This is a genomic window from Microcoleus sp. M2_D5 (genome assembly GCF_036701935.1).
Lineage (GTDB): Bacteria > Cyanobacteriota > Cyanobacteriia > Cyanobacteriales > Microcoleaceae > Microcoleus.
Genome location: NZ_JAUBRP010000026.1, coordinates 32317 through 54220, shown reverse-complemented (window position 1 = coordinate 54220; position 21904 = coordinate 32317). Strand labels below are relative to the sequence as shown.

Here is a 21904-nt window from a genome sequence, read left to right as displayed (position 1 = left end):
GTGCAGTTTTGCTGTGGCTGATTTGACAAAAACCCCGTTTATTCCCAAAATCCTTGGTTTGACTCACCGAAGAGCACCATTCTCAAGAACAGGCAAGATGCCTGTTCCACAAGAAAATTCACTCTTTGTGGAACAGGCATCTTGCCTGTTCCTAAACAAGTAATTGAGAATGGCGCAACATCTCAGTTTGAAGATACCTACCTAGAAACCTGGTTGATGCCCCGATATTGCGTAAGTTATCCCTCAGTAAGATTAATATTGACAGAACTGGCGCTAACACATCGTTCGATCGGCTACAAATACAAGTGAAACAACTCAAATACGCCCTAGTTCACGAATGGTTGACGCCCTTAGCTACTGGCGGTTCAGAACTCGTAGTACAGGAAATTCTCAAACACGTAGACGAGGCAGATATCTATGCCCTCATCGACTTTGAATCAACCAATCCCGAAAGCTATCTTTTCGGGCGACAGATTGGCACAACTTTTTTGCAGCACTTTCCCAAAGCCCGCAGCGGCGTGCAAAAATATTTGCCATTTCTGCCGATCGCGATCGAACAACTAGATCTGCGAGAATACGACATCATCCTCTCATCATCCCACGCCGTCGCCAAAGGCATCCTCAGCAGTCCCCAGCAAATGCACGTCTGCTACTGCCACACGCCCATGCGCTACGCTTGGGACTTAACTTTTGACTATTTGCGTAGCAGCAAAGCCGGACGGGGCATCCAGGGTCTGCTGACGCGATATTTGTTGCACCGACTGCGGCAGTGGGACGTAATTTCCGCCAATCGCGTTGATTATTTCATCGCTAACTCTCAACACACTGCGCGCCGAATTTGGCGGTGCTACCGGCGGCGGGCCGAGGTGATTTATCCGCCGGTAAACATCGAGCGATTTTCCTTGATGCGGCAAAAACAAGACTTTTACGTCACAGTTTGTCGGTTGGTAAGTTACAAAAACGTAAGTGCGATCGTCCAAGCATTCAATCAACTCGGGCATACTCTCATTGTCATCGGCACCGGGCCAGAATTAGAAATGATTCGGCTTCTCGCCAAACCCAACGTGCAAGTGCTCGGCTGGCAGCCCGCCTCCATAGTTTCCAAGTACATGGCAGAGGCGAAAGCCTTTGTCTATGCAGCTTGCGAAGATTTTGGCATAGCTTTGGTAGAAGCTCAAGCTTGCGGAACGCCGGTAATTGCCTATGCAGCAGGGGGCGCTTTGGAGACAGTGCTCGACATTCGCCAACACCCAGAGACAGGGACTGGTTTATTTTTTTCCTCCCAAACCGCAGCAGCATTAGTCGAAGCTGTCGAGGAATTTGAGCAGTTGCAAGGCAAATTTGAGCCAGAAATCAGCAGGTTGCGCGCTCAACAGTTTGCCCCCGATGTCTTTGGGCAGCGCTATCTAGCTTTTGTGGAACGCTGCTATCAGGAATTTCAATCCCGTGATTTTACCGAGTCTGGGGCTTGAGAGTGCCAGAGCCCGATAGCGGGACAATCTTCCTTCTGCCTTTGTATAAGTGCCTTCAGAAGACCTCTGCATCAGTGCCTTGTGCCTTCTTCCTTCTGCCTTTTGAAGCCATCTTCCTTCTTCCTTCTGCCTTTTGAAGCCTTCAGAAGGCAGAAAATTGAGTATTGGCAACATAATTCAGAGAACAAAGCGTCTTGAGGCTTTATGATCAGGACTGTGTGTGGTGTGAAGTGAAGGAGTAAGATGACTGCCGACAGCCAACTAATCTCCGGCAAGGTAATTCGAGCGATCGCAAGACGCGGTTTTGGGTCTGTCCTGCAAGGAGATAGACGCATAAGTCGTTCTCTACAGAGCCTCGACGGAGAACTTTTCAAGCGGTTATTTGACATCCTGTTTTCCTTATCGGTTCTGATCCTGTTTGCTCCGGTTTACCTGCTTTTGGCTTTCTTAATCGCCTTAAGCTCGCCCGGTCCTATTTTTTACGTACAGGAACGAGTAGGCAAAAACCGTAAAAGGTTTTATTGCCTGAAATTCAGAACGATGGTGGAAAATGCGGACGATATATTGCTGGAAATCATGGAAAATTCTCCGCATTTGCGTCAAGAGTTTGAGGACAATTTCAAGCTGAAACAAGACCCTCGAATTACCTGGATTGGAAGATTTTTACGAATGACCAGTTTAGACGAGTTTCCCCAGTTTTGGAATGTTTTAAAAGGAGATATGAGCGTCGTCGGGCCCAGACCTTTAGTTGAAGAAGAACTGCCGAGATACGGCAATCACATCAACAAAATTCTCACCATAAGACCTGGAATTACAGGCTTGTGGCAAGTGTCCGGTCGCAACGACATTCCCTATCCCCGTCGCGTCCAAATCGACCTCTATTACGCAAATGACAAAAACCTTTGGATGGATATGTGGATTGTTTTCAAAACAATTGGAGTTGTGATTTTTCCCAAAAATAACGGCGCATATTAATTTTTGTCCGCAGTCAGCAATCGGTAGTTAGTTTTATTTGTTACTGACCACTGATGCTGACTACTGACAGTCAGCGACAAACTCTTTGTCAAAACTAAACAGTTCCTGGATGCCGATCGAAGAATTGTCAGCTTAACTAAAGGGGCAAATACTTAAATAAACCTACCTCTTATTCATCTAGAAATATCAGTTATTCTAGATAGACTACTTTAGGTTTAGGTGTTAAACTTAACTCTATAACCTTTGGCTTAAGGGGGATAGCCTACTTATCTTGGGATAGCCGACTACCCAACAGCGTAGGAAGTAAACTTCAACGGGCTTTAGGTAACTAAAGTTAAGTTTGAGTAAGTTTTATAAAGCAGTTTGAGAATACGGTCGGCAGGGAGCAACAGCCTCTGCCAAAAAGTTTATTGTGAATTAACACAGCCTGTCAAAGGAAAATCAGATGACGCAACGTAAGCGAGCGCTAATAACAGGTATTACAGGTCAAGACGGCTCCTACTTGAGCGAATTACTGTTAGAGAAAGGATATGAAGTTCACGGCATTATCCGGCGTAGTTCTAGTTTCAATACCGATCGAATTGACCACATCTATGTCGATCCTCACAGCGAAGGTGCGCGCCTGTTTCTACACTACGGCGACTTGACGGACGGCACCACTCTCCGGCGGATATTAGAAGAAGTTCAGCCGGTAGAAATTTATAACTTAGGCGCTCAATCTCACGTTCGAGTCAGTTTTGACTCGCCGGAATATACGGTTGACACAGTAGGGATGGGAGTATTGCGGCTGCTAGAAGCAATTCGGGACTATCAGCACCGCACCGGCATAGAAGTGCGGTTCTATCAAGCAGGTTCTTCGGAAATGTTTGGTTTGGTACAGGAAGTTCCGCAGAAGGAAACAACTCCTTTTTATCCCAGAAGTCCTTACGCCTGCGCCAAAGTTTACGGGCACTGGCAAACAATAAATTATCGCGAATCTTACGGACTTTTTGCCTGCAACGGCATCTTGTTCAATCACGAATCTCCCCGCCGTGGCGAAACTTTTGTAACTCGCAAAATTACTCGTGCTGTTGCCAGAATAGTCGCCGGCAAGCAGAAAAAACTTTACTTGGGCAATCTCGATTCCAAGCGGGACTGGGGCTATGCTAAAGACTACGTGCGGGCGATGTGGCTGATGCTGCAACAAGACAAACCTGACGATTATGTCATTGCTACCAACGAGACTCATTCTATTAAGGAATTTCTCGATTTAGCTTTTACTTATGTCAATTTAGATTGGCAAAAATATGTGGAGTTTGACGAACGCTACTTGCGGCCTGCAGAAGTCGAACTGTTGATTGGCGATTCAACTAAGGCGCGCCAGCAATTAAATTGGGAACCTTCTGTAACTTTTCAGGAGTTAGTACATTTAATGGTAGATGCTGACATGAAAGCTTTAGAGGAGCAAGGTCGGGGTTCGGGCAACGGATTTGATTAAGTCGCTAAATCAAGCCGTCAGTGCGAACAATTTGTCGGGGTAGGGCCCCCGTGTCTACCCCTTTGGCTAAAGGCGCGCACCGGAGGATTGCGCCTGCAAGCACTTCAGAACTGATCGGAGGATTGTTAAAGCTATTAGCCCGCGATGGCATTCAAAGAACCCGCTTAATTGCTCGCCAAATTTTCGGCTGTGCGGGCTAAAAAAAACATTAAAATGATAGTTGAGGACTCGCTACTAATAAATCTAACTTTCGGGTGTGCACGGAGCAAGCGAGTCCCTATCTGCTGCAGCTAAAACAGATTTGCGGGCAACCTCGTCCTGTAGCTGAAAGCTTTTTTTGCTAAAGCAACAAATTTAGAATTGAAATTGTCGATCGACCTTTATTCAAAATCCCGAGGCTAAAATTATGACAAGCTTGGATTTAAGCAGCAAACGCATTCTAGTCACGGGCGGCGCCGGTTTCTTGGGCCGTCAGGTAATCGACCAGCTAGTGAAAGCAGGGGCCGATGCTGATAAAATTTCTGTAAGTCGATCGCGCGACTGCGACCTCCGCGTCATGGAAAACTGCAAGCGCGCCGCCGACAAACAAGATATCATCATTCACCTCGCCGCCCACGTCGGCGGCATCGGTTTAAACCTAGTCAAACCCGCTGAATTATTTTACGACAATTTGATGATGGGCGCGCAACTAATCCACGCCGCCTACGAAGCAGGAGTCGAAAAATTTGTCTGCGTCGGCACCATTTGCGCTTATCCCAACTTCACCCCAGTTCCTTTCAAAGAAGACGACCTCTGGAACGGCTATCCAGAGGTAACTAACGCACCTTACGGAATCGCCAAAAAAGCCTTATTAGTGCAACTGCAATCCTACCGCCAGCAATACGGATTCAACGGTATCTACTTGCTACCAGTCAATTTATACGGCCCGGAAGATAACTTTGACCCAAAAAGTTCCCACGTCATCCCCGCATTAATTCGCAAAGTCTACGAAGCCCAAGAAAGGGGAGATAAAACACTGCCAGTTTGGGGCGACGGCAGCCCCAGCCGCGAGTTTTTGTATTCCACAGATGCCGCGCGGGGAATTGTGATGGCGACGCAAGATTACAGTGAATCTGACCCGGTTAATTTGGGAACGAATAGCGAAGTTAAAATTCGCGATTTGGTGGAAACCATTTGCGAATTGATGGGATTTGAAGGAGAAATTGTTTGGGAAACAGACAAACCGAACGGTCAGCCGCGCCGCTGTTTGGATACCCAAAGGGCTAAGGAAAAGTTTGGTTTTGCGGCTGAGGTTGAGTTTAACGAAGGGTTGAAAAATACGATTGAGTGGTATCGACAACACGCCGCGTAAGTGTGAAAAACCCGGTTTCTTCAAGAAACCGGGTTTTTTTAGGAATAATATTATTTCCGGTCGATTACCCCTAATACGGTAGGGGCGGGTTCACGAAAAATATCTGCCAATAATTGACAATCTCAAAAACCCGCCCTTTTAATCGCTCGATCGTACATGATATAATACTAAATGCGGGTGAGAAACCTCATTTATAAGAGTCGGAGGTTGCCACCTATCCTACACAAACCAGTCCCCCTTCTGGCACTAAGAAATTATACAAATTTGGGTGATAATTCACTGACAATAGTCGGCAGCAGTGCCGTCTCCCTACTGCTGTGTCCTGTATTTCATCCGAGTGAAAACTGCTATAATACAAATACCTCGACTGAAATCATCGAAAACTGAATTTTGGGAAAGCCAATGATTGCCGATCGCACTCCAAATTATATCTCCCCCGAAGAGTATCTGAAGTTAGAAGAACTCAGTCCCCTCAAACACGAGTATATTCAGGGCGAAACCTATGCAATGGCTGGTGCAAGCGATGCTCATGTGACAGTTGCCGGCAACTTATTTGCACTTTTGAGAAATCATGTTCGGGGTAGTGGCTGTCGTGTTTATATGTCTGACATGAAAGCTAGGATTGAATCTAAGAATATTTACTACTATCCTGACGTGATGGTAACGTGCGACGAACGGGACAAATCATCTCAATCTTTTAAAAGATATCCTTGTTTAGTTGTCGAGGTGTTGTCTAATGGTACGGAAGGATTCGATCGGGGCGATAAGTTTGCTGACTATCAAGAATTAGAAACGCTTCAAGAGTATGTGTTAATCAGCCAAAAGCGTGAGCGGGTAGAGTGTTTTCGCCGTAATGCTGAAGGGTTGTGGGTTTTGTCTTCCTATACTCAAGGAAGCGAACTTCACTTGGCTAGCGTAGATTTTCGCACAGGTATTGATGCTATTTATGAGGATGTAATTTTTACTAAGGAAGATTCAGAAACAGAAATTGATGAAGTGCGATCGAGGGGATAAATGGAAAGTGCGATCGCGCCTCAGTTAAGGAAGGGCGATCGCTCTAAAAAATGATGTAAACTGAAGGGCGTTAACAAAGCACCCTAAAAATCAAACTCACTCATCAGATAAATCCGCAGTTGCTTGCTAGGGGAGACCATTACAAGGTAAAGGAGGAGTTGATCCTCCGTTACTGTTAAGTGCGCTTAATTGGGATTGAAGCGCTGCCATTCCACACAAAGCGCGTGGACATTGATCGACTAATGCTTGGGTAGTATTGGAACCCCTGCATTTGGCATTTCGGGATCTGATAACTGATGTGCCATGATTTGGACAAGGTGCCCAAAGTCCTGATGTATAGAAACAAAAAGCCTGCCCTGTATCGGGGTTGGTGTATATTTGTGGTACTGCTACTTGCCCCCAAGGGCTACCCTGTTGTCCCCCATAACCCTGCGCTAAAATTGTTAAGTTATTATCTGTAAAGTTTTGATGAGTGACTGTAGTGGTTTGCACTAGGTTAGCATTAGCCATTTGAGTACCTTTAAGGATAGCCCCACTGAGAGTAACAAGAGCTGCGATCGCTAACATTCCTAGTTTTTTGTTCATTGCCTTAGTAACCAAATGATGTGTGCAGAAATAATTTAAGCTTGTAATAAGATAAGGGCGATCGCACTTCATAAAAAGAAAGAGCGATTACCCGCAGCGACGTTAAGCAGGAAGTTCGCTGACTTTTGAACTAATGTAATGGCACCCTGATTTAATAATTCGATTGGATATTGCTTGTACGAGGAGATTGTGGTTCATCCTGTGTATTTTCTATTCGTTGTACGATCCTTCCGGCTGATTCGCACTTATCCTTTACTGCTCCTAGAGCAAAGATAGCCTTACTTTGGTCATCTTGTTGATATGAGATTGCCTCCAATACACCTTTTAGGCAACCACTTACTGTCTGAGTCTCTGCTTTGGCTCGCTTAAGTTCGCCTTGTGTTTGATTAATTTCTCCTTCGCGAGCACCAGAAGTGTCGCGAAGTTCTTTAATCTCTTGATCTTTATTATCGATCTCTTTATCTTTTTCCTCGCTCTGCTTTTTGAGTTCGTCTCGCTCCTTTTGGGCTTGTTGTAACTGAGTTTGAGTGCTAACTAGCTGATTATTCACATTCGAGTATGCAACAAAGCCACCGATTCCCATGATGGCAACAATACCGAGGCCAAGACTAACGATACCAATCGTATTATTACTGCTACTCATAATGCTCCCTCCTACAGGAACTTTTTTTATTTGTTATAGCTATACAATTGACTGTTCAAACTACAGTTATGCTTGTAAATATAGAATATTTTAGTGTCAATATTCAAGTTATGTCTAGTCATAAAAAGTCAGGAAATGTAATGAGTTTTACAAATCCTTATCTCATTCAATGTCAGATTTTATCATTTTTGCTATAAAATGTCAGAAAAAGTATGATACAATAACTAAAATTCCCACAAGCCGACCAATGGACGTTCAAGAAGTCTTGAGATTTGCCGACGAAATGGTTTTCACCAAAACAGGAGAACACTTGGACGATCTGCAAAAAGCTATCCTGCTGGGTGTATGGAAAAATCAAAAACACTCTACAATCGCAGAAGAATCCCATCGGACTGAAGGTCATGTTAGGAATGTAGCCTCTGAGTTATGGCAAATTCTTTCAGAGGTATTTGATGAAGAGATTAATAAATCTAATTTAAAAACTGCTATGGAGAGGTGGCAAGTCTCGATCGTTTCATCAAAAATTGCCAAAGATTTTGTAGGAATTTGTAACGTTAATGTTACTACAGATAGCCAATCTCCAGAAATTCTAAAAACCCGATCGCCCTCAACCCCCACCTCAGACGCCTCCCAACCCCAAACCAGACTAGACTTAGCAGACGCACCTCATATTTCCTCATTGTCCGATTCGCCTGATGGCGATAGCTTCGCTTCACGCACATCCGAACTCGCCACCCTGGAAAAATGGATCGTCCAAGAAAAGTGCACCCTCGCAGCAATATCTGGACTCAGCGGCATCGGCAAAACCGCACTTTCCCTCCACCTCCTCCAAAAAATTCAGCATAACTTTGAATACGTCATCTGGCGAAGTCTCCGCCACTCCCCACCCTTAGAAACTACCCTAAAAAATCTCCTAGGATTTCTCTTAAATAAACCCGAAATCGAACTCCCTACCAGCATTCCCGATCGACTTTCCCTGTTAATGGAATATCTGCGAAAAAACCGCTGTCTCATTATCATCGACGACGTGCAAACCATTCTCAGCAGCGGACAATTAGCAGGAAATTACCGCCCAGAATGCGAAAATTATAGCATCCTATTCAGACAAATCGGAGAAACAACTCACAACAGTTGTTTAATCCTCAACACTTGGGAACCACCCAGAGAAATTACCGCCTTAAAAGGTGACAATTCACCAGTTCGCAGCTTACAACTCAAAGGCATAGGTACAGCAGCAGCCGAAATTTTCCAACAAAAAAGTTTACTCAATCCCGAAAAATGGGAAAACTTAATTAACGCCTACCGAGGCAATCCATTGTGGTTGAAAATAGTCGCCACCACTATTCAAGAAATATTCCGAGGTAGGGTTGCAGAATTTTTAAAATATGATATGCTATTCTTAGGGGAAGAATTGGCAGCAACATTGCACCCGCAGATAAATCGTTTGTCAGAATTAGAAAAAAACCTCATCTGTCGCCTCAGCCGCGAAGCAAGTTCAGTTTCAATAGAGCAATTGCTACAAAATGCCGATTTATCGCCCTCCGACTTATTCAACGGGCTGCAATCTTTGGGGAGGCGATCGTTAGTTGAAATAGAAGAACAGGAGAATGAAACGCTATTCAGCGTTTGTCCTGTGGTGAGACAATATGTAATATCACATCCAGTTTGTTGATACTTTCCGACAGTCCGCCAGGGGTTGAAACCCCTGCCTCAAAGCTAAAGTCGGTTAAAACTGAGATGTTGCACCATTGTCAATAAGCTTTTTAGGAACAGGCAAGATGCCTGTTCCACAAGAAAATTCACTCTTTGTGGAACAGGCATCTTGCCTGTTCTTGAGAATAGTGCAAGATGTCAGTTAAAACCGACTGCAGAATGTGATGAAAATACAATTAATTGTAGTCCTCTTTGAGAGGACTTTCGCTGTGAGACAGGGGTTTTCAACCCCTGTCGGACTGGAACTCAAACGAGAGATTCGATCGCAAATATGAATACTGCTGAACCTTCATTAACTAAAACCGAATTAAGAAAATCCCTCCTCAACACCCGCAAATCCCTATCAGCACAAGAATGGAGACAAAAGAGCGATCGCCTCTGCAATCACCTGCACAACTCGCCCCTATTCACCCAAGCAAAAACAATCCTCGCCTACTTTAGCTTTCGCCAAGAACCAGATTTAAGTCCCCTATTTGTAACTCCCCGCAAATGGGGATTTCCCCGCTGTGTCGGCAAAGAGCTATCCTGGCACATCTGGCAGCCCGGAGATGCTTTACACACTGGAGCTTACGGCATACTCGAACCCCTACCGGATGCTCCTAAAATAGACCGCTCAGAAGTAGATTTAATGCTCGTACCCGCAGTAGGCTGCGATGTTCGCGGCTATCGCTTGGGCTACGGCGGTGGCTATTACGATCGAATGCTCAGTTTAGCTGAGTGGGAATCAAAAGTTACGATCGGCATTCTCTTTGAATTTGCCTCGATCCCCCAGCTACCAGTTGACTCCTGGGACAAACCGCTGCACGGAATTTGCACGGAAAGCGGGTTAAAAATAATACAGCAAAAATCTTAAACGGGCATAAACAAATTAATTTTCCGCAATTATGCCTATATCCTCTTAATCTAGAATCTAGAATCTAAAATCTAAAATCTAAAATCTAAAATAGTATGGCCCAGCGCTACGTTCGAGTAAAAACAACACAAGGACACATCCATTACGGTTTACTGCAACTAAGCCACAGCGTTCAAGTATTTGATGCACCGCCCTGGTTAAAAGGACAACCCACCGATTTGGAACTTTCACCAGATACTTACCAAATTCTCGCCCCGTGCTCTCCCTCAAAAATTGTAGCCGTAGGCAAAAATTATGTCGATCACGCCGCCGAGATGGGAACCCCTGTACCGGAAGAACCCTTGTTGTTTTTCAAGCCTCCGAGTGCTGTCATCCCTGCTGGTGCAGCGATTCGCTATCCGCAGCAGTCGGAAAGGGTAGATTACGAGGGAGAATTGGCCCTGGTGATTGGCGAACATTGCAGCAACTGCACTCCCGAACAAGCACACAGCAAAATCTGGGGCTATACCATCGCCAACGACGTAACAGCTAGAGATTTGCAAAAGCGGGACAACCAGTGGGCGAGGGCCAAAGGGTTCGATACATTTTGTCCCTTGGGGCCTTGGATTGTCCGCGAATTGAGTCCTGCTGCACAGTTGCAGACTTTTGTCAATGAGAGCGATCGACCGGTACAGTCATCCCAGATCGATCGCATGGTATTTTCCCCAGACTTTCTCGTCTCCTACATCAGTCAAATAATGACCCTAATTCCCGGCGATGTCATACTGACTGGAACGCCGCAAGGGGTAGGGCCGCTACAAATAGGCGATCGAGTCCGCATCGAAATTGAAGGCATCGGCAGTCTTGAAAATACAGTAGTTGTTAGTCATTAGTCATCAGTCATCAGTCATATCATGTCCGGTCGCTTCCCTCCGCTTCGCTTCGCCCCAAATCAGGTAGGGGCGGGTTCACCCACAATATCTGCCAATAATTGACAATCTCAAAAACCCGCCCGGCCGGGATATTATCGTCAATCGATCGGACATGATATCATTAGTTATTAATTAGGTAAGTGCAAAAACAACAATGTCTTTTAGGAGCTTCTAGGGTCGTGTTTAGCGATGATTTGCGCCCTGGAAAGAGTTAACCATTTCACGCACGCGCCCTCTCCCTACTAATGACCAATGACTGATTTATCGTACCTGCATATAAACAGCATCCGAAAGCGGAGGAATCTCTGCATAGCGTCCCAAAAGCGACTGCACGACTGCATAGACAAATGCAGCAAAAGCGCCCAAAAACACCATGTTATACAGAGTTTCCGCAATAAATGCGACTTGTAAGCCGTTAGAAAAAATCGGCAAAACCAGACCGCACAGCATCAAAACAATGTCTAAAAGAATCGCCTGCATCGCATTAAAACGAATGAAGTGACTGATGTTTTCGTTTCTAACTACTCCTAAATACAGAGCAAAGAAAATAACCAAGCTAGCAAAGGGCAAACTATAAATTTGCATCAAAGGAGCTAGCGGTATCAACAACAGTTGCAGGACAGGAAACTGTGTAAACAGAAACCTGCCAAAGGCCAGCCCGTCAACCAACGGGAGCAAATAAGGCAAAGAAGCAAAAATCCGGTCTGGAACAGTTGTAGATCCGCGCCAAGTCATAATGAACTCTCCTGAGTCGATCGATTAACTATGAATTCCATTAAACTCAGGATAACGCAGCAGCAGGGTTTGTGTTTCGACTCTGCCGACACTTGCTTTTCACTCAGCAGGGAGCAGCCCCAACTACCAGATGCAGGCTTTTTTATTTAATATTAGCGATCGTGAAGCCCATTTGACACTCGTACCGATCGGGCAAATTTTCCGTAGGTTTAGCAACTGGATGTCCGCAGCGAAGCTCTCCACCACTCCAGCGCGGTTGGCCTGTACGATCGGCCAGCACACAACTTTGGCAAACACACTGAGGGGCAAGCATCTGATTTTCCATTAAAATGACTAACATTTGATACCTCCGGCAGGTTTCACACCAGTAATTTCATTGTATGTCAGGAGTTGGGGACAAACCGCTTAACCTGAACACAACGTAATATTTATGTCAATGGTGCGAAATCCGTAGTACGGTATAAGATCCCCAATTCCCAGTCCCAAATTTGTCAAGAGGTTGATTATTGTGACGGACAGTAACTTAGAATTCCTTTCCAAAACCGATCCGCTCATTGCCGATTTAATCGGGCAAGAGCTCCAGCGCCAGCGAGACCACCTAGAACTCATCGCCAGCGAAAACTTTACCTCCGCAGCAGTAATGGCCGCTCAAGGCTCAGTGCTGACCAATAAATACGCCGAAGGACTGCCAGCGAAACGGTACTACGGCGGCTGCGAATTTATTGACGGCATCGAGCAAATCGCGATCGACCGCGCCAAACAGCTATTTGGAGCTGCTCACGCCAACGTCCAGCCCCACTCCGGCGCTCAAGCAAACTTTGCAGTGTTTTTGAGCTTGCTGGAACCCGGAGACGGAATTATGGGCATGGATTTGTCCCACGGCGGACACTTGACCCACGGTTCGCCGGTCAACGTATCCGGCAAATGGTTCAAAGCTTTTCACTACGGCGTCAGCCAAGAAACAGAACAGCTTGACTACGACGAAATTTTGGCACTGGCAAAAGAAAACCGACCGAAATTGCTAATTTGCGGCTATTCAGCATATTCGCGAATTATCGACTTTGAGAAGTTTAGAGCGATCGCCGACGAAATCGGAGCCTACCTGCTCGCCGACATCGCCCACATCGCCGGGTTAGTCGCCACAGGGCACCACCCCAACCCCCTCCCCCACTGTCACGCAGTCACCACCACCACTCACAAAACCCTGCGCGGCCCCCGCGGTGGCTTGATTATGACCAATGACCCGGAATTAGGTAAAAAGTTCGACAAAGCAGTTTTCCCCGGCACTCAAGGTGGGCCATTAGAACACGTCATTGCGGGCAAAGCAGTAGCTTTCGGCGAAGCATTAAAACCTGAATTTAAAAGTTATTCCGGTCAAGTAATTGAAAATGCGCGCGCTTTAGCGGAACGGTTGCAGCAGCGGGGTTTAAAACTCGTTTCCGGCGGCACGGACAATCACTTAATGCTAGTTGATTTGCGATCGGTAAACATGACAGGCAAACAAGCCGACCAATTAGTCAGCGGTGTGAATATTACTGCTAATAAAAATACCGTGCCTTTCGATCCGGCATCGCCATTTGTCACCAGCGGTTTGAGACTCGGTTCGCCGGCGATGACCACCAGGGGAATGGGAACAGCAGAATTTACCGAGATTGGCAATATTATCGCCGATCGCCTGCTAAATCCAGATGATGAAAGCGTTGCAGCCGACTGCCTGCGTCGAGTAGCAGCACTGTGCGATCGCTTCCCCTTATATCCCCACTTGTACTTGAAAGTGCCGGCATTAGCTTAATTTTCCTGATCGGCAATGGGAAATTGGTAGTTGGAAGTGTACGGGTAAAAGGGTTAGTCGATTTTAGATTTTAGATTTTAGATTTTAGATTTTAGATTTCTTCTGGCCTTGAATCTGGGGGATTGAACTAGCATCTAAAATTTTGGGATCGACCATCGATTGTATCGGGGGCTTGTAACCGCTTTGGGGCGGATATAAAGAGCAGGAAAAGATTGAGAGTTGCCTGTCGCGATATTGACAAGCGGTTTTCACCAAAAATATCGATCGCCAATACGGTTTTTAGTAAAGATATTTGTCGGGCGGGGCTGGTTTGAATAACGGTATTTGTCGGTTGCGAAAGATACCGTTCAACTGGGCCCGCTCGCCAAATATCGACTTTTTTGCTCGCCAAAAAGTCGATATTTCAAATCGTTAATTCGAGAGTTAGGAATGAAAAACCTGACAATTCGCCCTCCTGCAACTGCCATTGCGGCAAATCTCCGACTCCCAAACCCCCAGTCGCTCTTCAAGATGTTTCCTTGTTATAAGCCATCTGAAATGTAGTAGACTCTGCCTGACAGACTAATTGCCCCGCACTATTTAAAATTGATTTCAGATGCCGTACCAGTATCTGTACCACATACTCGCTTTTCTGGTTTCTGCGATCGTCGTCCTCTGGAGTACACCAATAGTCAAAAAAATTGGTCTCAAAAGCGGGCGAGTCGATCGGCCAGGCGAGCGAAAAGTCCACAAGCGCCCAATGGTGCGCTTGGGAGGAGTGTCCATCTTTCTCGGCACTATCACTGCCCTCTTATTTGTCTGGATCTCAGGAGGCTTCATCGATGCTAACGGACAAGTTCTCAATCCCAAAGACGAATACGAAATTTGGGGAGTCACCCTCGGCGGCATCGGATTCTTCCTCATCGGTTTAGCAGACGACCTATTTTCGCTCTCGGCCTTAAAACGCTTGCTCATGCAAATTGGCGTATCCAGCATGGTTTGGTACGCGGGCGTACAAATTGAGTTTCTGACAGTTCCCTCCTTGGGACTGACTAATATTGGCTGGCTGAGCTTGCCAATTACCGTGATTTGGCTCGTCGGCATGGCGAATGCCATCAACTGGATTGACGGTTTGGACGGTTTAGCAGCCGGAGTTTCAGGGATTGCAGCCGTTGTGATGCTGATTGTCAGTTTGGCGATGCAGCAACCAGCGGCGGCCCTGATTGCAGCGGCTTTGGCTGGCGGGACATTGGGGTTTCTGCGCTACAACTTCAATCCGGCTCAAATCTTTATGGGAGATGGCGGGGCTTATTTTATCGGGTTTACTCTCGCTGGAGTGGGAGTAATTGGGTTAGTTAAAACTACGGCTGTTACTTCTGTGTTGCTGCCCTATTTAATTTTAGCTGTACCGATTTTAGATATGTCGGCGGTGATTCTCGATCGACTTCGCAACGGCAAGTCACCGTTTATTGCTGACAAGCGCCATCTCCACCACAGACTTCTAGAAGCCGGACTCTCCCATCGATTTGCGGTTTTATTTATTTACTCGCTGACACTGTGGGTGGGAAGTTTAGCCCTAGCTTTTTCGCTGCCCAGCGGCGTAATTTACGCTATGGGTGCAACCAGTTTGCTGGGATATGCTAGCTGGAAAGTTTGGAGACACGCTCGATAGTCATTAGTCATTAGTCATTAGTCATTAGTCATTAGTCAATGGTTAGTTGTTTGTTGTTTGCTCTAATAACTAATGCCCAATACCCAATACCCAATGCCCTGTTTGCCCAATTCCCAATACCCAATTCCCAATTCCCAATACCCAATGCCCAATTCCCAATGCCCCATGCCCAATCCCCAATTCCCCAATCCCCAATCTAAAATCCAAAATCTAAAATCCAAAATCGAATAATGGTTGCTGAAATTATTTGTGTTGGCACTGAATTGCTGTTAGGCGATATTCTTAATAGCAATGCCCAGTTTTTAGCCAAAGAATTAGCGAGTCTGGGAATCCCTCACTACTATCAAACAGTGGTGGGGGACAATCCAGAACGTATCAAACAAGTGTTAGAAATTGCCGTCAGTCGATCGCAGCTTTTGCTCTTCACCGGAGGCCTCGGCCCCACACCCGACGACCTCACAGTCGAAACAATAGCCGATTTTTTTGGGGTTCCCTTAATAGAAAAGCCGGAAATTATCGCAGATATCGAATACAAATTCGCCCAGCGGGGACGCACCATGAGTCCCAGCAATCGCAAACAAGCTTTAATTCCAGAAACTGCGGACATTCTGCCGAACCGCAGCGGTTCGGCACCGGGCATTATTTGGCAGCCGGTTTCTAACGTGACTGTAATGACATTTCCGGGCGTACCGGCGGAAATGCACTTGATGTGGCAAGAAACCGCCGTTCCTTACCTGCAAAATAACGGCTGGTGCAGCGCCACTATTTACAGTCGCACATTGAAATTTTGGGGCATTGCTGAGTCGGCATTGGCGGAAAAAGTAGATAGTTTTTTGAATTTAACTAATCCTACTGTGGCTCCCTACGCCAATCACGGCGAAGTCAAACTGCGGATTTCGGCCCGCGCAAACGAGAAAGTGGCGGCGAAAAACTTGATTGAGCCGATCGAACAACAATTGCGGCAAATTGCCGGCTTAGACTGTTACGGTGCTGATAGCGATACCCTCGCTTCGACTGTGGGCCAATTGCTGCTGGATGCGGGGCAAACTCTTAGCGCGGCTGAATCCTGTACGGGAGGTGGATTGGGGGCGATGCTGACTGGTGTTCCCGGCAGTTCGAGTTACTTTTTAGGCGGGATTATTTCTTACGACAATCGGGTTAAGGAAGGATTATTAGGTGTTAATCCGCAAGATTTAGCCGATTTTGGGGCAGTCAGCCACCAAGTTGCAAAACAAATGGCTGCGGGAGTTCGCGCCAGCCTCAATACCGATTGGGGATTGAGCATTACAGGCATCGCCGGGCCCGGAGGCGGCACAGATGCTAAACCTGTCGGACTGGTTTATGTCGGTTTAGCGGGGCCCGACGGCGGCGCAGAAAGTTTTGAATACCGCTTTGGCGATGCCCGCGGCCGCGATTGGATTCGGCATCTGAGTAGCTGTACGGCGCTCGATCGGCTCCGCCGTAAATTATTGTTGGCAAAAGCGTAGAAAAAATCCTACTATTGGTCAATTGTCAACCGTCAGACGTAAGCTTAAGCTTTATTTAACACTCCCTACTCCGATATAATTCGGCAATTTTCCTTTTGCCTCTTGATTATCTGTAAAGATTCGTTATGATAATAAGATAGGACTGATTGGCCAAGATACTGAATCTCTCCATTGCTGAAAATAACCAGCAAGCGAGAAAGCAAGTTTGACCTTTGGTTTCAAAGTCGTGCTTGCTTATTTTCAGATATTTAGCTGTCGGTTTAGCAATCTAGACTATAAAAAAAGGAGCTATCCGTTCAATGGAAAACATTGAAAAGGTGCTGGAAGAAATTAAAGAATGGGTTCGCAAGCTGATAGAAGGATTGCTGAATCCTGAAGCTCAACCGGAACTCGAACCGATTCGTATTCCTGTCAACCAACCGAGGAATCGCAGGTAGTCGGGACTGAATTAGAAGTTTGAGGTTTAAGGTTTGACGTTTGAGGTGGTAGACTGGTTTTAAATACCATGTCAAAACTATCTTAATTTTAGTTGCGCGGGAAATTTTAAAATTGTTAAATATCCTGGTACTTCACGGCCCTAATCTGAATCTATTGGGTCAGCGAGAACCTGGAGTTTATGGTTCTGCGACTTTAAATGATATCAACAAGTTGCTAGAACGAGAAGCGCAAGCCCTCCAGGTGCAAGTCTCTATTCAGCAGTCGAATCATGAAGGGGTATTGGTGGATGCAATTCACTCGATGTTAGGGCAGCACCAAGGCTTATTGATTAATGCTGGAGCTTATACTCATACGAGTGTGGCAATTAGAGACGCGATCGCCGCGGTGAATATCCCTGCGGTAGAAGTTCATCTGAGCAATATTTACCGGCGGGAAGCTTTTCGGCATCACTCGTTTATCGCAGCGGTGGCGATCGGGCAAATCAGCGGTTTTGGCCCAGAAAGTTATCGGCTGGGGCTGCAAGCTCTAGTTAGTTACCTGATAAAAAATTAAAAATTTACCGATTGTAGCGATCGGATGAGGGCAGGTTTTAGATGGAAAACCAGCCCTTATATGTTTGGGTTGAATTTTGGCTTGAATTCAAATTAATCACAAGACTTGGGTAAAAAAGGATACCATAAAAAATCATAAATTATAAATTACCAATTACTAACAACTTGAGTTAAATTCAAATGCGGCATTCCCTGTTGAGCAAGTTTCAAGGAACCATCCTGGGGGCAGTTTTAGGAGACTCTCTAGGCCTGCAATACCAGAGGCAACTCGTGGGTATTCCCCCCCAAACAGAAGACTTGCAGCCGATTTTACAACTGACGAAACACCAACAATTGACCCTAAGTGGCGCAACATTGGCGTTGAATTCTGTCAACAGTAAAATCCCAAGTGGCAAAGACTCATCCGCATCCGGGAGACTTGCGGTAGCGTGTGCTCAAAGTTTAATTCGGTGTAGGGGTTTATATTTAAAAGATTGGCGCGATACTTGGGAAGCATTTGCCAAGTCGGAGATATACCATCCCCGCAACAGTGAGTTTCAAACCCTGCTTAACCCTGGTGAAGCTGCCCTTGCTGCGCTGCCATCGGCGATGTTTTTTCACGAAAATAAAGCCAAACTGCGAGAAAAAATCATGCTGGCGATAGAGGTTTGGCACAATGAAAAGCAGCCAGAATGGGAAACAGCAATTTTAGCAGTAGCATATACGATCGCCCGCTCTCTCAAAGAAAGACTTGACCCCGCGACAGCGATCAAGCAAACACTTGCCTACCTGAAAACAGATAATGCCTTAACAGAGCTGCTGCTGCAAGTGCAAATACTACTAGAAAAAGGAGCAGATTTAGAAACAGCCGCCACTCATCTGTGCAAAAGCGCCACAGCTTTGCGAGAAAGACAGGGCGAAGGTGAAAAAAAATTACCAACCGAGTCAATTGTCAACCCAGGAAATTTGATTCCCATTGCCTTAGCTTTCTACTGCTTTTTGAACACCCCAGAAGACTTGCGCTTGTCAGTGGTGCGGGCGGCCCGCTGTGGCATAGCTGGACAACTCACCTGCGCTTTGACAGGAGCTTTGTCTGGAGCCTATAACGGCGTTGCTGCGATTCCTGTAGAATGGCGGCAGGTATCTTTGGCTGACGTTAAATCCCAGCAGCTAGCCGACGGCCGAGAAACTTCGCTTTGGGGAACTGGCAGCCATGCAAAAATTGTAGAGTTAGCAAATAACCTGTTTGCTGTTTGGGCAGGAGTTTACAGGCCCGATGCCGGACTGGATTCCGCAGCGCTAGCCCGATCGGTGGCTGCACCTTATGTCATTAGACCTCGTAAAATATAAAGGTTGAAGCTTTTAACAGTAAGGGGAAACCAGCAATTAACAAGTCAAAAGCGAAAGTGGAAGGAGAGCGCCAATTAAAGATTAAAAAGTGAAAAATTAAATCGGACGCGCCTGCCCCACAAAACCGGGTTTCAACGAGAATATGGGTAGTTCGGATAAAATCAATCAAGATGCACAGTCAGAAATTCTGACTCATCTGCTGGATAACAGTGATATATCTTCGACACAAATGAATACGCTCTCCTCATTGATGCGGCAGATTGAGCAGCTAGGGGCTGCGCGCTCACTGCGCCAACACATTGCTAAAGTGCAAAATGGCAGCAAAGCAGATACCTCACGCGCTGGCGGGCCTCTCCTGAGTCCTTTGTCGCGCCAGAAATGGCTTCTTCCCGAGACTTTTACTACTAAATTTACAAGTAAAACCTCCAAATCAAGCCTCAAAAATCAAGCTCGTTCCCCTATGTTGGCGCTGGTAGCGGTAGTTTCCCTAAGCAGCACTCTGGGCCACCGCTTCTACAACCAGCCGAAACTGGATGTGGGGACGAAAGCTCCTCAGACGATTAAGGCTCCTGCTACTGCTAGCGTCCCGGATTACAAAACTACTGAAGAACAGCGGAAAGCAGCGCGGATCGGGGCTGTAGCGATATTAATGCTGGATTCGGCGGTCGATCGACAAATTTATCAAGAATTGCAACAATTTTTGCAGCATGGGAGCGATCTGCGGGAGGCGGTAGGCCCGTTTCCGTTTGCGAGTACCTCGGTGCTCTCAAATGCGGCTCAGGTGTACTTGCGGGGCTGTCCTGAGTGGGAGTGGCGATCGATTTTAGCGCAAGCGGGTGACAAAAGTGCAACTTCCGAGCGATTGAGTTTGGATTCCCCGGCAATTGCTGCAGCAACAGATAACAAGTCTCAGCAAGATGCTATCGCTCAACTGCAAGCTTACAGCCGATCGGTCCGGGCAGCAGAATTTCAAAGCTTGACAGACAGTATTTCCTCTGCTCGCCAGCGCTATCTCAATGCTGTGGAGGCCCTGGGAAAACCGTCGGTTTTGGGGCTGCCCCAGATTTACGATACTTCGCTGTTTGATTTGTCCGAAGCAGCTTGGCAGAAAACCCAAACCGGTATGAGTCGGGCGGCAAAAAGAATGGTGGCTCAAGGTATCCCGCAGGGGTTGCCCAAAGAGATTTTACAAGAAGCTGTGAACCTGCAAGTGGCTGAGGAAGTGCCGTTAGAGTCCCAAGGTTTGGCGGTGGAGGGTTTAACAGCGATTTTGCAGCCAAATCTGGTGAGAGATCGGGAGGAAACCAAACAGCTAGCTGAATTAGCGGCGCAAAAGGTGAAACCGGTGATGATCGCAGTAGATCGGGGCGAGATAATTGTTGCACAAGGACAAGAGATATCGCAGCAAGATTTCGTGTTGCTGGACTATTTTGGTTTGAGCCGGCGGGGGGTGAATTGGCTGGGGCTGACGGGTTTTGTTTGTTTAGTCGCGGGGGCAATTGCGATCGTACTGCTGGTGGAAAGGCACTACCGCTTGCGCCGCAGAGATCATTTGCTATTGCTGCTGCTGACTTTGAGCGCGCCGGTGCTGGTGAGTTTGGGGCTGCCTTGGACGAGTTTGCCCGCGATCGGGATTTTAGCGGGCGGCTTCTACGGTTCGGCGGTGGGAGTGACTGTGGTGGGGCTGCTGTCGGCGCTGCTGCCCGTTGGTTTAAATGTGGACTTGATTCATTTGGTGGCTAGCGGGGCGGGCGGATTGCTGGGCGCTTTTATGGCCGGGCGGCTGCGATCGCGCGAGGAATTGGCTCTTTTGGGCGTAGCTGTAGGCTTGGCTCAGGGCAGCGTTTATCTGGTGGGGACTTTGATTGCCAGCGCGGCTGCCGGTGCAATTTGGTACGTCGTGCTCGGTACGGTGGGCGCGCAAAGTTTGGCCGGTTTGGCTTGGAGCGTTGTGGCGATCGGCATCAGCCCTTATTTGGAACACGTTTTTGACTTGATTACGCCGATCCGGCTGGCGGAACTTGCCAATCCCAACCGCCCGCTGCTGAAGAAGTTGGCTGCCGAGGCTCCGGGTACTTTTCAGCACACGCTGTTTGTGGCGAGTTTGGCGGAGGCTGCGGCCCGGGAACTCGGCTGCAATGTTGAGCTGGTCAGGACTGGCACATTATACCACGATATTGGAAAAATGCACGACCCTCTCGGATTTTGTGAAAATCAAATGGGTGGGGGCAACAAACACGATGAAATTAATGACCCTTGGGCGAGCGCGGAGATTATTAAAAAGCACGTTACCGAGGGTTTGGTGATGGCGCGGAAGCATCGATTGCCGAAGGCAATTCAGGCGTTTATTCCCGAACACCAAGGTACAATGTTAATTGCTTACTTCTACCACCAAGCGCAGCAAATTGCTGCAAAAGAACTAGAAGATTTAAAGAGTGCTTTGCCAGATGCGGGTAATTCAAAGTTAACAATCGCAAGTCGCCAAGTGAGAGAGGAGGATTTTCGCTACGATGGGCCGATTCCGCAGTCGCGGGAAACTGGGATTTTGATGCTGGCGGATTCTTGCGAGGCTGCTTTGCGATCGCTCAAGGATGCTACTCATGAAGAGGCTTTGAATATGGTTAATAAGATTTTGAGGGCTCGCTGGCAGGATAATCAGTTGATTGATTCGGGTTTGACGCGGGAGGATATGTCTCTAATTGCGGAGATTTTTGTGCGAGTTTGGGAACAGTTCAATCACAAGCGGATTGCTTATCCTAGTGCAGTTTTCACTCCCAGGTAGGCGGAAATTTTTAGTTAGGAAAAATCTGTTCGCATTTCAGTTGTGAATGAGAGTTCATTGCGATTTGCCCCGCAAAGCGCCATGCACTTCAGGATTGTCGCTGACAATTACCACAGTTTGTTTGATTCCTCAAAATTCCGAAGAG

21 protein-coding genes are annotated in these 21904 nt (G+C 46.9%); 16 read left to right on the top strand and 5 right to left on the bottom strand.

The annotated features are described in order from the left end of the window. Positions 1 to 305: 305 nt before the first annotated feature. The 6 genes from QUA50_RS13505 (at position 306) to QUA50_RS13480 (ending at position 6289) form a co-directional block, all read left to right on the top strand. Positions 306 to 1472, top strand: coding sequence for a glycosyltransferase (locus QUA50_RS13505; RefSeq protein ID WP_333260995.1), 1167 nt, complete (start codon positions 306 to 308; stop codon positions 1470 to 1472). 243 nt (positions 1473 to 1715) lie between these two features. Further along, positions 1716 to 2447, top strand: a complete 732-nt coding sequence (locus QUA50_RS13500) for a sugar transferase (protein ID WP_333054666.1) — start codon at positions 1716 to 1718, stop codon at positions 2445 to 2447. 445 nt (positions 2448 to 2892) lie between these two features. Further along, positions 2893 to 3924 (top strand): GDP-mannose 4,6-dehydratase, encoded by a 1032-nt coding sequence (gene gmd, locus QUA50_RS13495; RefSeq protein WP_333260992.1) that lies wholly within the window; start codon positions 2893 to 2895, stop codon positions 3922 to 3924. A 50-nt stretch (positions 3925 to 3974) separates the two neighbouring features. After that, on the top strand, positions 3975 to 4124 hold the full coding sequence (locus QUA50_RS13490; RefSeq protein ID WP_333298423.1) for a hypothetical protein: 150 nt from the start codon (positions 3975 to 3977) through the stop codon (positions 4122 to 4124). Positions 4125 to 4330: 206 nt separating this feature from the next. After that, positions 4331 to 5275, top strand: a complete 945-nt coding sequence (locus QUA50_RS13485; protein ID WP_333260989.1) for a GDP-L-fucose synthase — start codon at positions 4331 to 4333, stop codon at positions 5273 to 5275. Positions 5276 to 5677: 402 nt separating this feature from the next. Beyond that, on the top strand, positions 5678 to 6289 hold the full coding sequence (locus QUA50_RS13480; RefSeq protein ID WP_333261141.1) for a Uma2 family endonuclease: 612 nt from the start codon (positions 5678 to 5680) through the stop codon (positions 6287 to 6289). Between the two features lie 126 nt (positions 6290 to 6415). Here the strand turns inward: QUA50_RS13480 and QUA50_RS13475 are convergent, their stop codons facing one another. Next, on the bottom strand, positions 6416 to 6874 hold the full coding sequence (locus QUA50_RS13475; protein ID WP_333298424.1) for a hypothetical protein: 459 nt from the start codon (positions 6872 to 6874) through the stop codon (positions 6416 to 6418). A 151-nt stretch (positions 6875 to 7025) separates the two neighbouring features. Continuing rightward, on the bottom strand, positions 7026 to 7517 hold the full coding sequence (locus QUA50_RS13470) for a hypothetical protein (RefSeq protein ID WP_333260986.1): 492 nt from the start codon (positions 7515 to 7517) through the stop codon (positions 7026 to 7028). 247 nt (positions 7518 to 7764) lie between these two features. On the opposite strand from QUA50_RS13470, the gene QUA50_RS13465 reads away from it, so the two are divergent. The 3 genes from QUA50_RS13465 (at position 7765) to QUA50_RS13455 (ending at position 10955) form a co-directional block, all read left to right on the top strand. Further along, positions 7765 to 9189, top strand: a complete 1425-nt coding sequence (locus tag QUA50_RS13465; protein WP_333260983.1) for an NB-ARC domain-containing protein — start codon at positions 7765 to 7767, stop codon at positions 9187 to 9189. 312 nt (positions 9190 to 9501) lie between these two features. After that, positions 9502 to 10083, top strand: coding sequence for a 5-formyltetrahydrofolate cyclo-ligase (locus QUA50_RS13460; RefSeq protein WP_333260980.1), 582 nt, complete (start codon positions 9502 to 9504; stop codon positions 10081 to 10083). Positions 10084 to 10178: 95 nt separating this feature from the next. Then, positions 10179 to 10955, top strand: a complete 777-nt coding sequence (locus QUA50_RS13455) for a fumarylacetoacetate hydrolase family protein (RefSeq protein ID WP_333260977.1) — start codon at positions 10179 to 10181, stop codon at positions 10953 to 10955. A gap of 300 nt (positions 10956 to 11255) precedes the next feature. Here QUA50_RS13455 and QUA50_RS13450 read toward each other — a convergent pair whose 3' ends face one another. Both QUA50_RS13450 and QUA50_RS13445 read right to left on the bottom strand, forming a co-directional pair. Further along, a complete protein-coding gene (locus tag QUA50_RS13450) occupies positions 11256 to 11729 on the bottom strand; it encodes a Tic20 family protein (RefSeq protein ID WP_333260974.1) in 474 nt (157 codons plus the stop codon). Between the two features lie 142 nt (positions 11730 to 11871). Further along, a complete protein-coding gene (locus tag QUA50_RS13445; protein WP_333232425.1) occupies positions 11872 to 12069 on the bottom strand; it encodes a hypothetical protein in 198 nt (65 codons plus the stop codon). A gap of 168 nt (positions 12070 to 12237) precedes the next feature. On the opposite strand from QUA50_RS13445, the gene glyA reads away from it, so the two are divergent. Beyond that, positions 12238 to 13521, top strand: a complete 1284-nt coding sequence (glyA, locus tag QUA50_RS13440) for a serine hydroxymethyltransferase (RefSeq protein ID WP_333260971.1) — start codon at positions 12238 to 12240, stop codon at positions 13519 to 13521. Positions 13522 to 14116: 595 nt separating this feature from the next. Next, positions 14117 to 15172: an MraY family glycosyltransferase gene (locus tag QUA50_RS13435; RefSeq protein ID WP_333260968.1), complete on the top strand. Its 1056-nt coding sequence runs from the start codon at positions 14117 to 14119 to the stop codon at positions 15170 to 15172. A 62-nt stretch (positions 15173 to 15234) separates the two neighbouring features. Here QUA50_RS13435 and QUA50_RS13430 read toward each other — a convergent pair whose 3' ends face one another. Then, positions 15235 to 15393 (bottom strand): hypothetical protein, encoded by a 159-nt coding sequence (locus QUA50_RS13430; protein WP_333298425.1) that lies wholly within the window; start codon positions 15391 to 15393, stop codon positions 15235 to 15237. A 9-nt stretch (positions 15394 to 15402) separates the two neighbouring features. On the opposite strand from QUA50_RS13430, the gene QUA50_RS13425 reads away from it, so the two are divergent. The 5 genes from QUA50_RS13425 to QUA50_RS13405 all read left to right on the top strand — a co-directional run bounded on the left by QUA50_RS13425 (position 15403) and on the right by QUA50_RS13405 (position 21759). Continuing rightward, complete coding sequence (locus QUA50_RS13425; RefSeq protein WP_333260964.1) at positions 15403 to 16659, top strand: competence/damage-inducible protein A; 1257 nt, start codon at positions 15403 to 15405, stop codon at positions 16657 to 16659. Between the two features lie 299 nt (positions 16660 to 16958). Next, the gene (locus tag QUA50_RS13420; protein WP_333260961.1) at positions 16959 to 17096 is read left to right on the top strand and encodes a hypothetical protein; all 138 of its coding nucleotides are present in this window, start codon (positions 16959 to 16961) and stop codon (positions 17094 to 17096) included. Positions 17097 to 17208: 112 nt separating this feature from the next. After that, positions 17209 to 17649 carry a type II 3-dehydroquinate dehydratase gene (gene aroQ / locus QUA50_RS13415; RefSeq protein ID WP_333208377.1) on the top strand — a complete coding sequence of 147 codons (441 nt, stop codon included), beginning with the start codon at positions 17209 to 17211 and terminating at the stop codon, positions 17647 to 17649. 179 nt (positions 17650 to 17828) lie between these two features. Continuing rightward, positions 17829 to 18977, top strand: coding sequence for an ADP-ribosylglycohydrolase family protein (locus tag QUA50_RS13410; RefSeq protein WP_333260958.1), 1149 nt, complete (start codon positions 17829 to 17831; stop codon positions 18975 to 18977). 250 nt (positions 18978 to 19227) lie between these two features. Continuing rightward, a complete protein-coding gene (locus QUA50_RS13405; RefSeq protein WP_333261138.1) occupies positions 19228 to 21759 on the top strand; it encodes an HDIG domain-containing metalloprotein in 2532 nt (843 codons plus the stop codon). Positions 21760 to 21904: the final 145 nt, after the last annotated feature.

Coding starts and splice junctions, on each gene's coding strand:
- QUA50_RS13500 (WP_333054666.1), top strand. CDS start 1,716: ATGACTGCCGACAGCCAACTAATCTCCGGCAAGGTAATTCGAGCGATC.
- gmd (WP_333260992.1), top strand. CDS start 2,893: ATGACGCAACGTAAGCGAGCGCTAATAACAGGTATTACAGGTCAAGAC.
- QUA50_RS13485 (WP_333260989.1), top strand. CDS start 4,331: ATGACAAGCTTGGATTTAAGCAGCAAACGCATTCTAGTCACGGGCGGC.
- QUA50_RS13480 (WP_333261141.1), top strand. CDS start 5,678: ATGATTGCCGATCGCACTCCAAATTATATCTCCCCCGAAGAGTATCTG.
- QUA50_RS13475 (WP_333298424.1), bottom strand. CDS start 6,874: ATGAACAAAAAACTAGGAATGTTAGCGATCGCAGCTCTTGTTACTCTC.
- QUA50_RS13470 (WP_333260986.1), bottom strand. CDS start 7,517: ATGAGTAGCAGTAATAATACGATTGGTATCGTTAGTCTTGGCCTCGGT.
- QUA50_RS13465 (WP_333260983.1), top strand. CDS start 7,765: ATGGACGTTCAAGAAGTCTTGAGATTTGCCGACGAAATGGTTTTCACC.
- QUA50_RS13460 (WP_333260980.1), top strand. CDS start 9,502: ATGAATACTGCTGAACCTTCATTAACTAAAACCGAATTAAGAAAATCC.
- QUA50_RS13455 (WP_333260977.1), top strand. CDS start 10,179: ATGGCCCAGCGCTACGTTCGAGTAAAAACAACACAAGGACACATCCAT.
- QUA50_RS13450 (WP_333260974.1), bottom strand. CDS start 11,729: ATGACTTGGCGCGGATCTACAACTGTTCCAGACCGGATTTTTGCTTCT.
- QUA50_RS13445 (WP_333232425.1), bottom strand. CDS start 12,069: ATGTTAGTCATTTTAATGGAAAATCAGATGCTTGCCCCTCAGTGTGTT.
- QUA50_RS13435 (WP_333260968.1), top strand. CDS start 14,117: ATGCCGTACCAGTATCTGTACCACATACTCGCTTTTCTGGTTTCTGCG.
- QUA50_RS13425 (WP_333260964.1), top strand. CDS start 15,403: ATGGTTGCTGAAATTATTTGTGTTGGCACTGAATTGCTGTTAGGCGAT.
- QUA50_RS13420 (WP_333260961.1), top strand. CDS start 16,959: ATGGAAAACATTGAAAAGGTGCTGGAAGAAATTAAAGAATGGGTTCGC.
- QUA50_RS13410 (WP_333260958.1), top strand. CDS start 17,829: ATGCGGCATTCCCTGTTGAGCAAGTTTCAAGGAACCATCCTGGGGGCA.
- QUA50_RS13405 (WP_333261138.1), top strand. CDS start 19,228: ATGCGGCAGATTGAGCAGCTAGGGGCTGCGCGCTCACTGCGCCAACAC.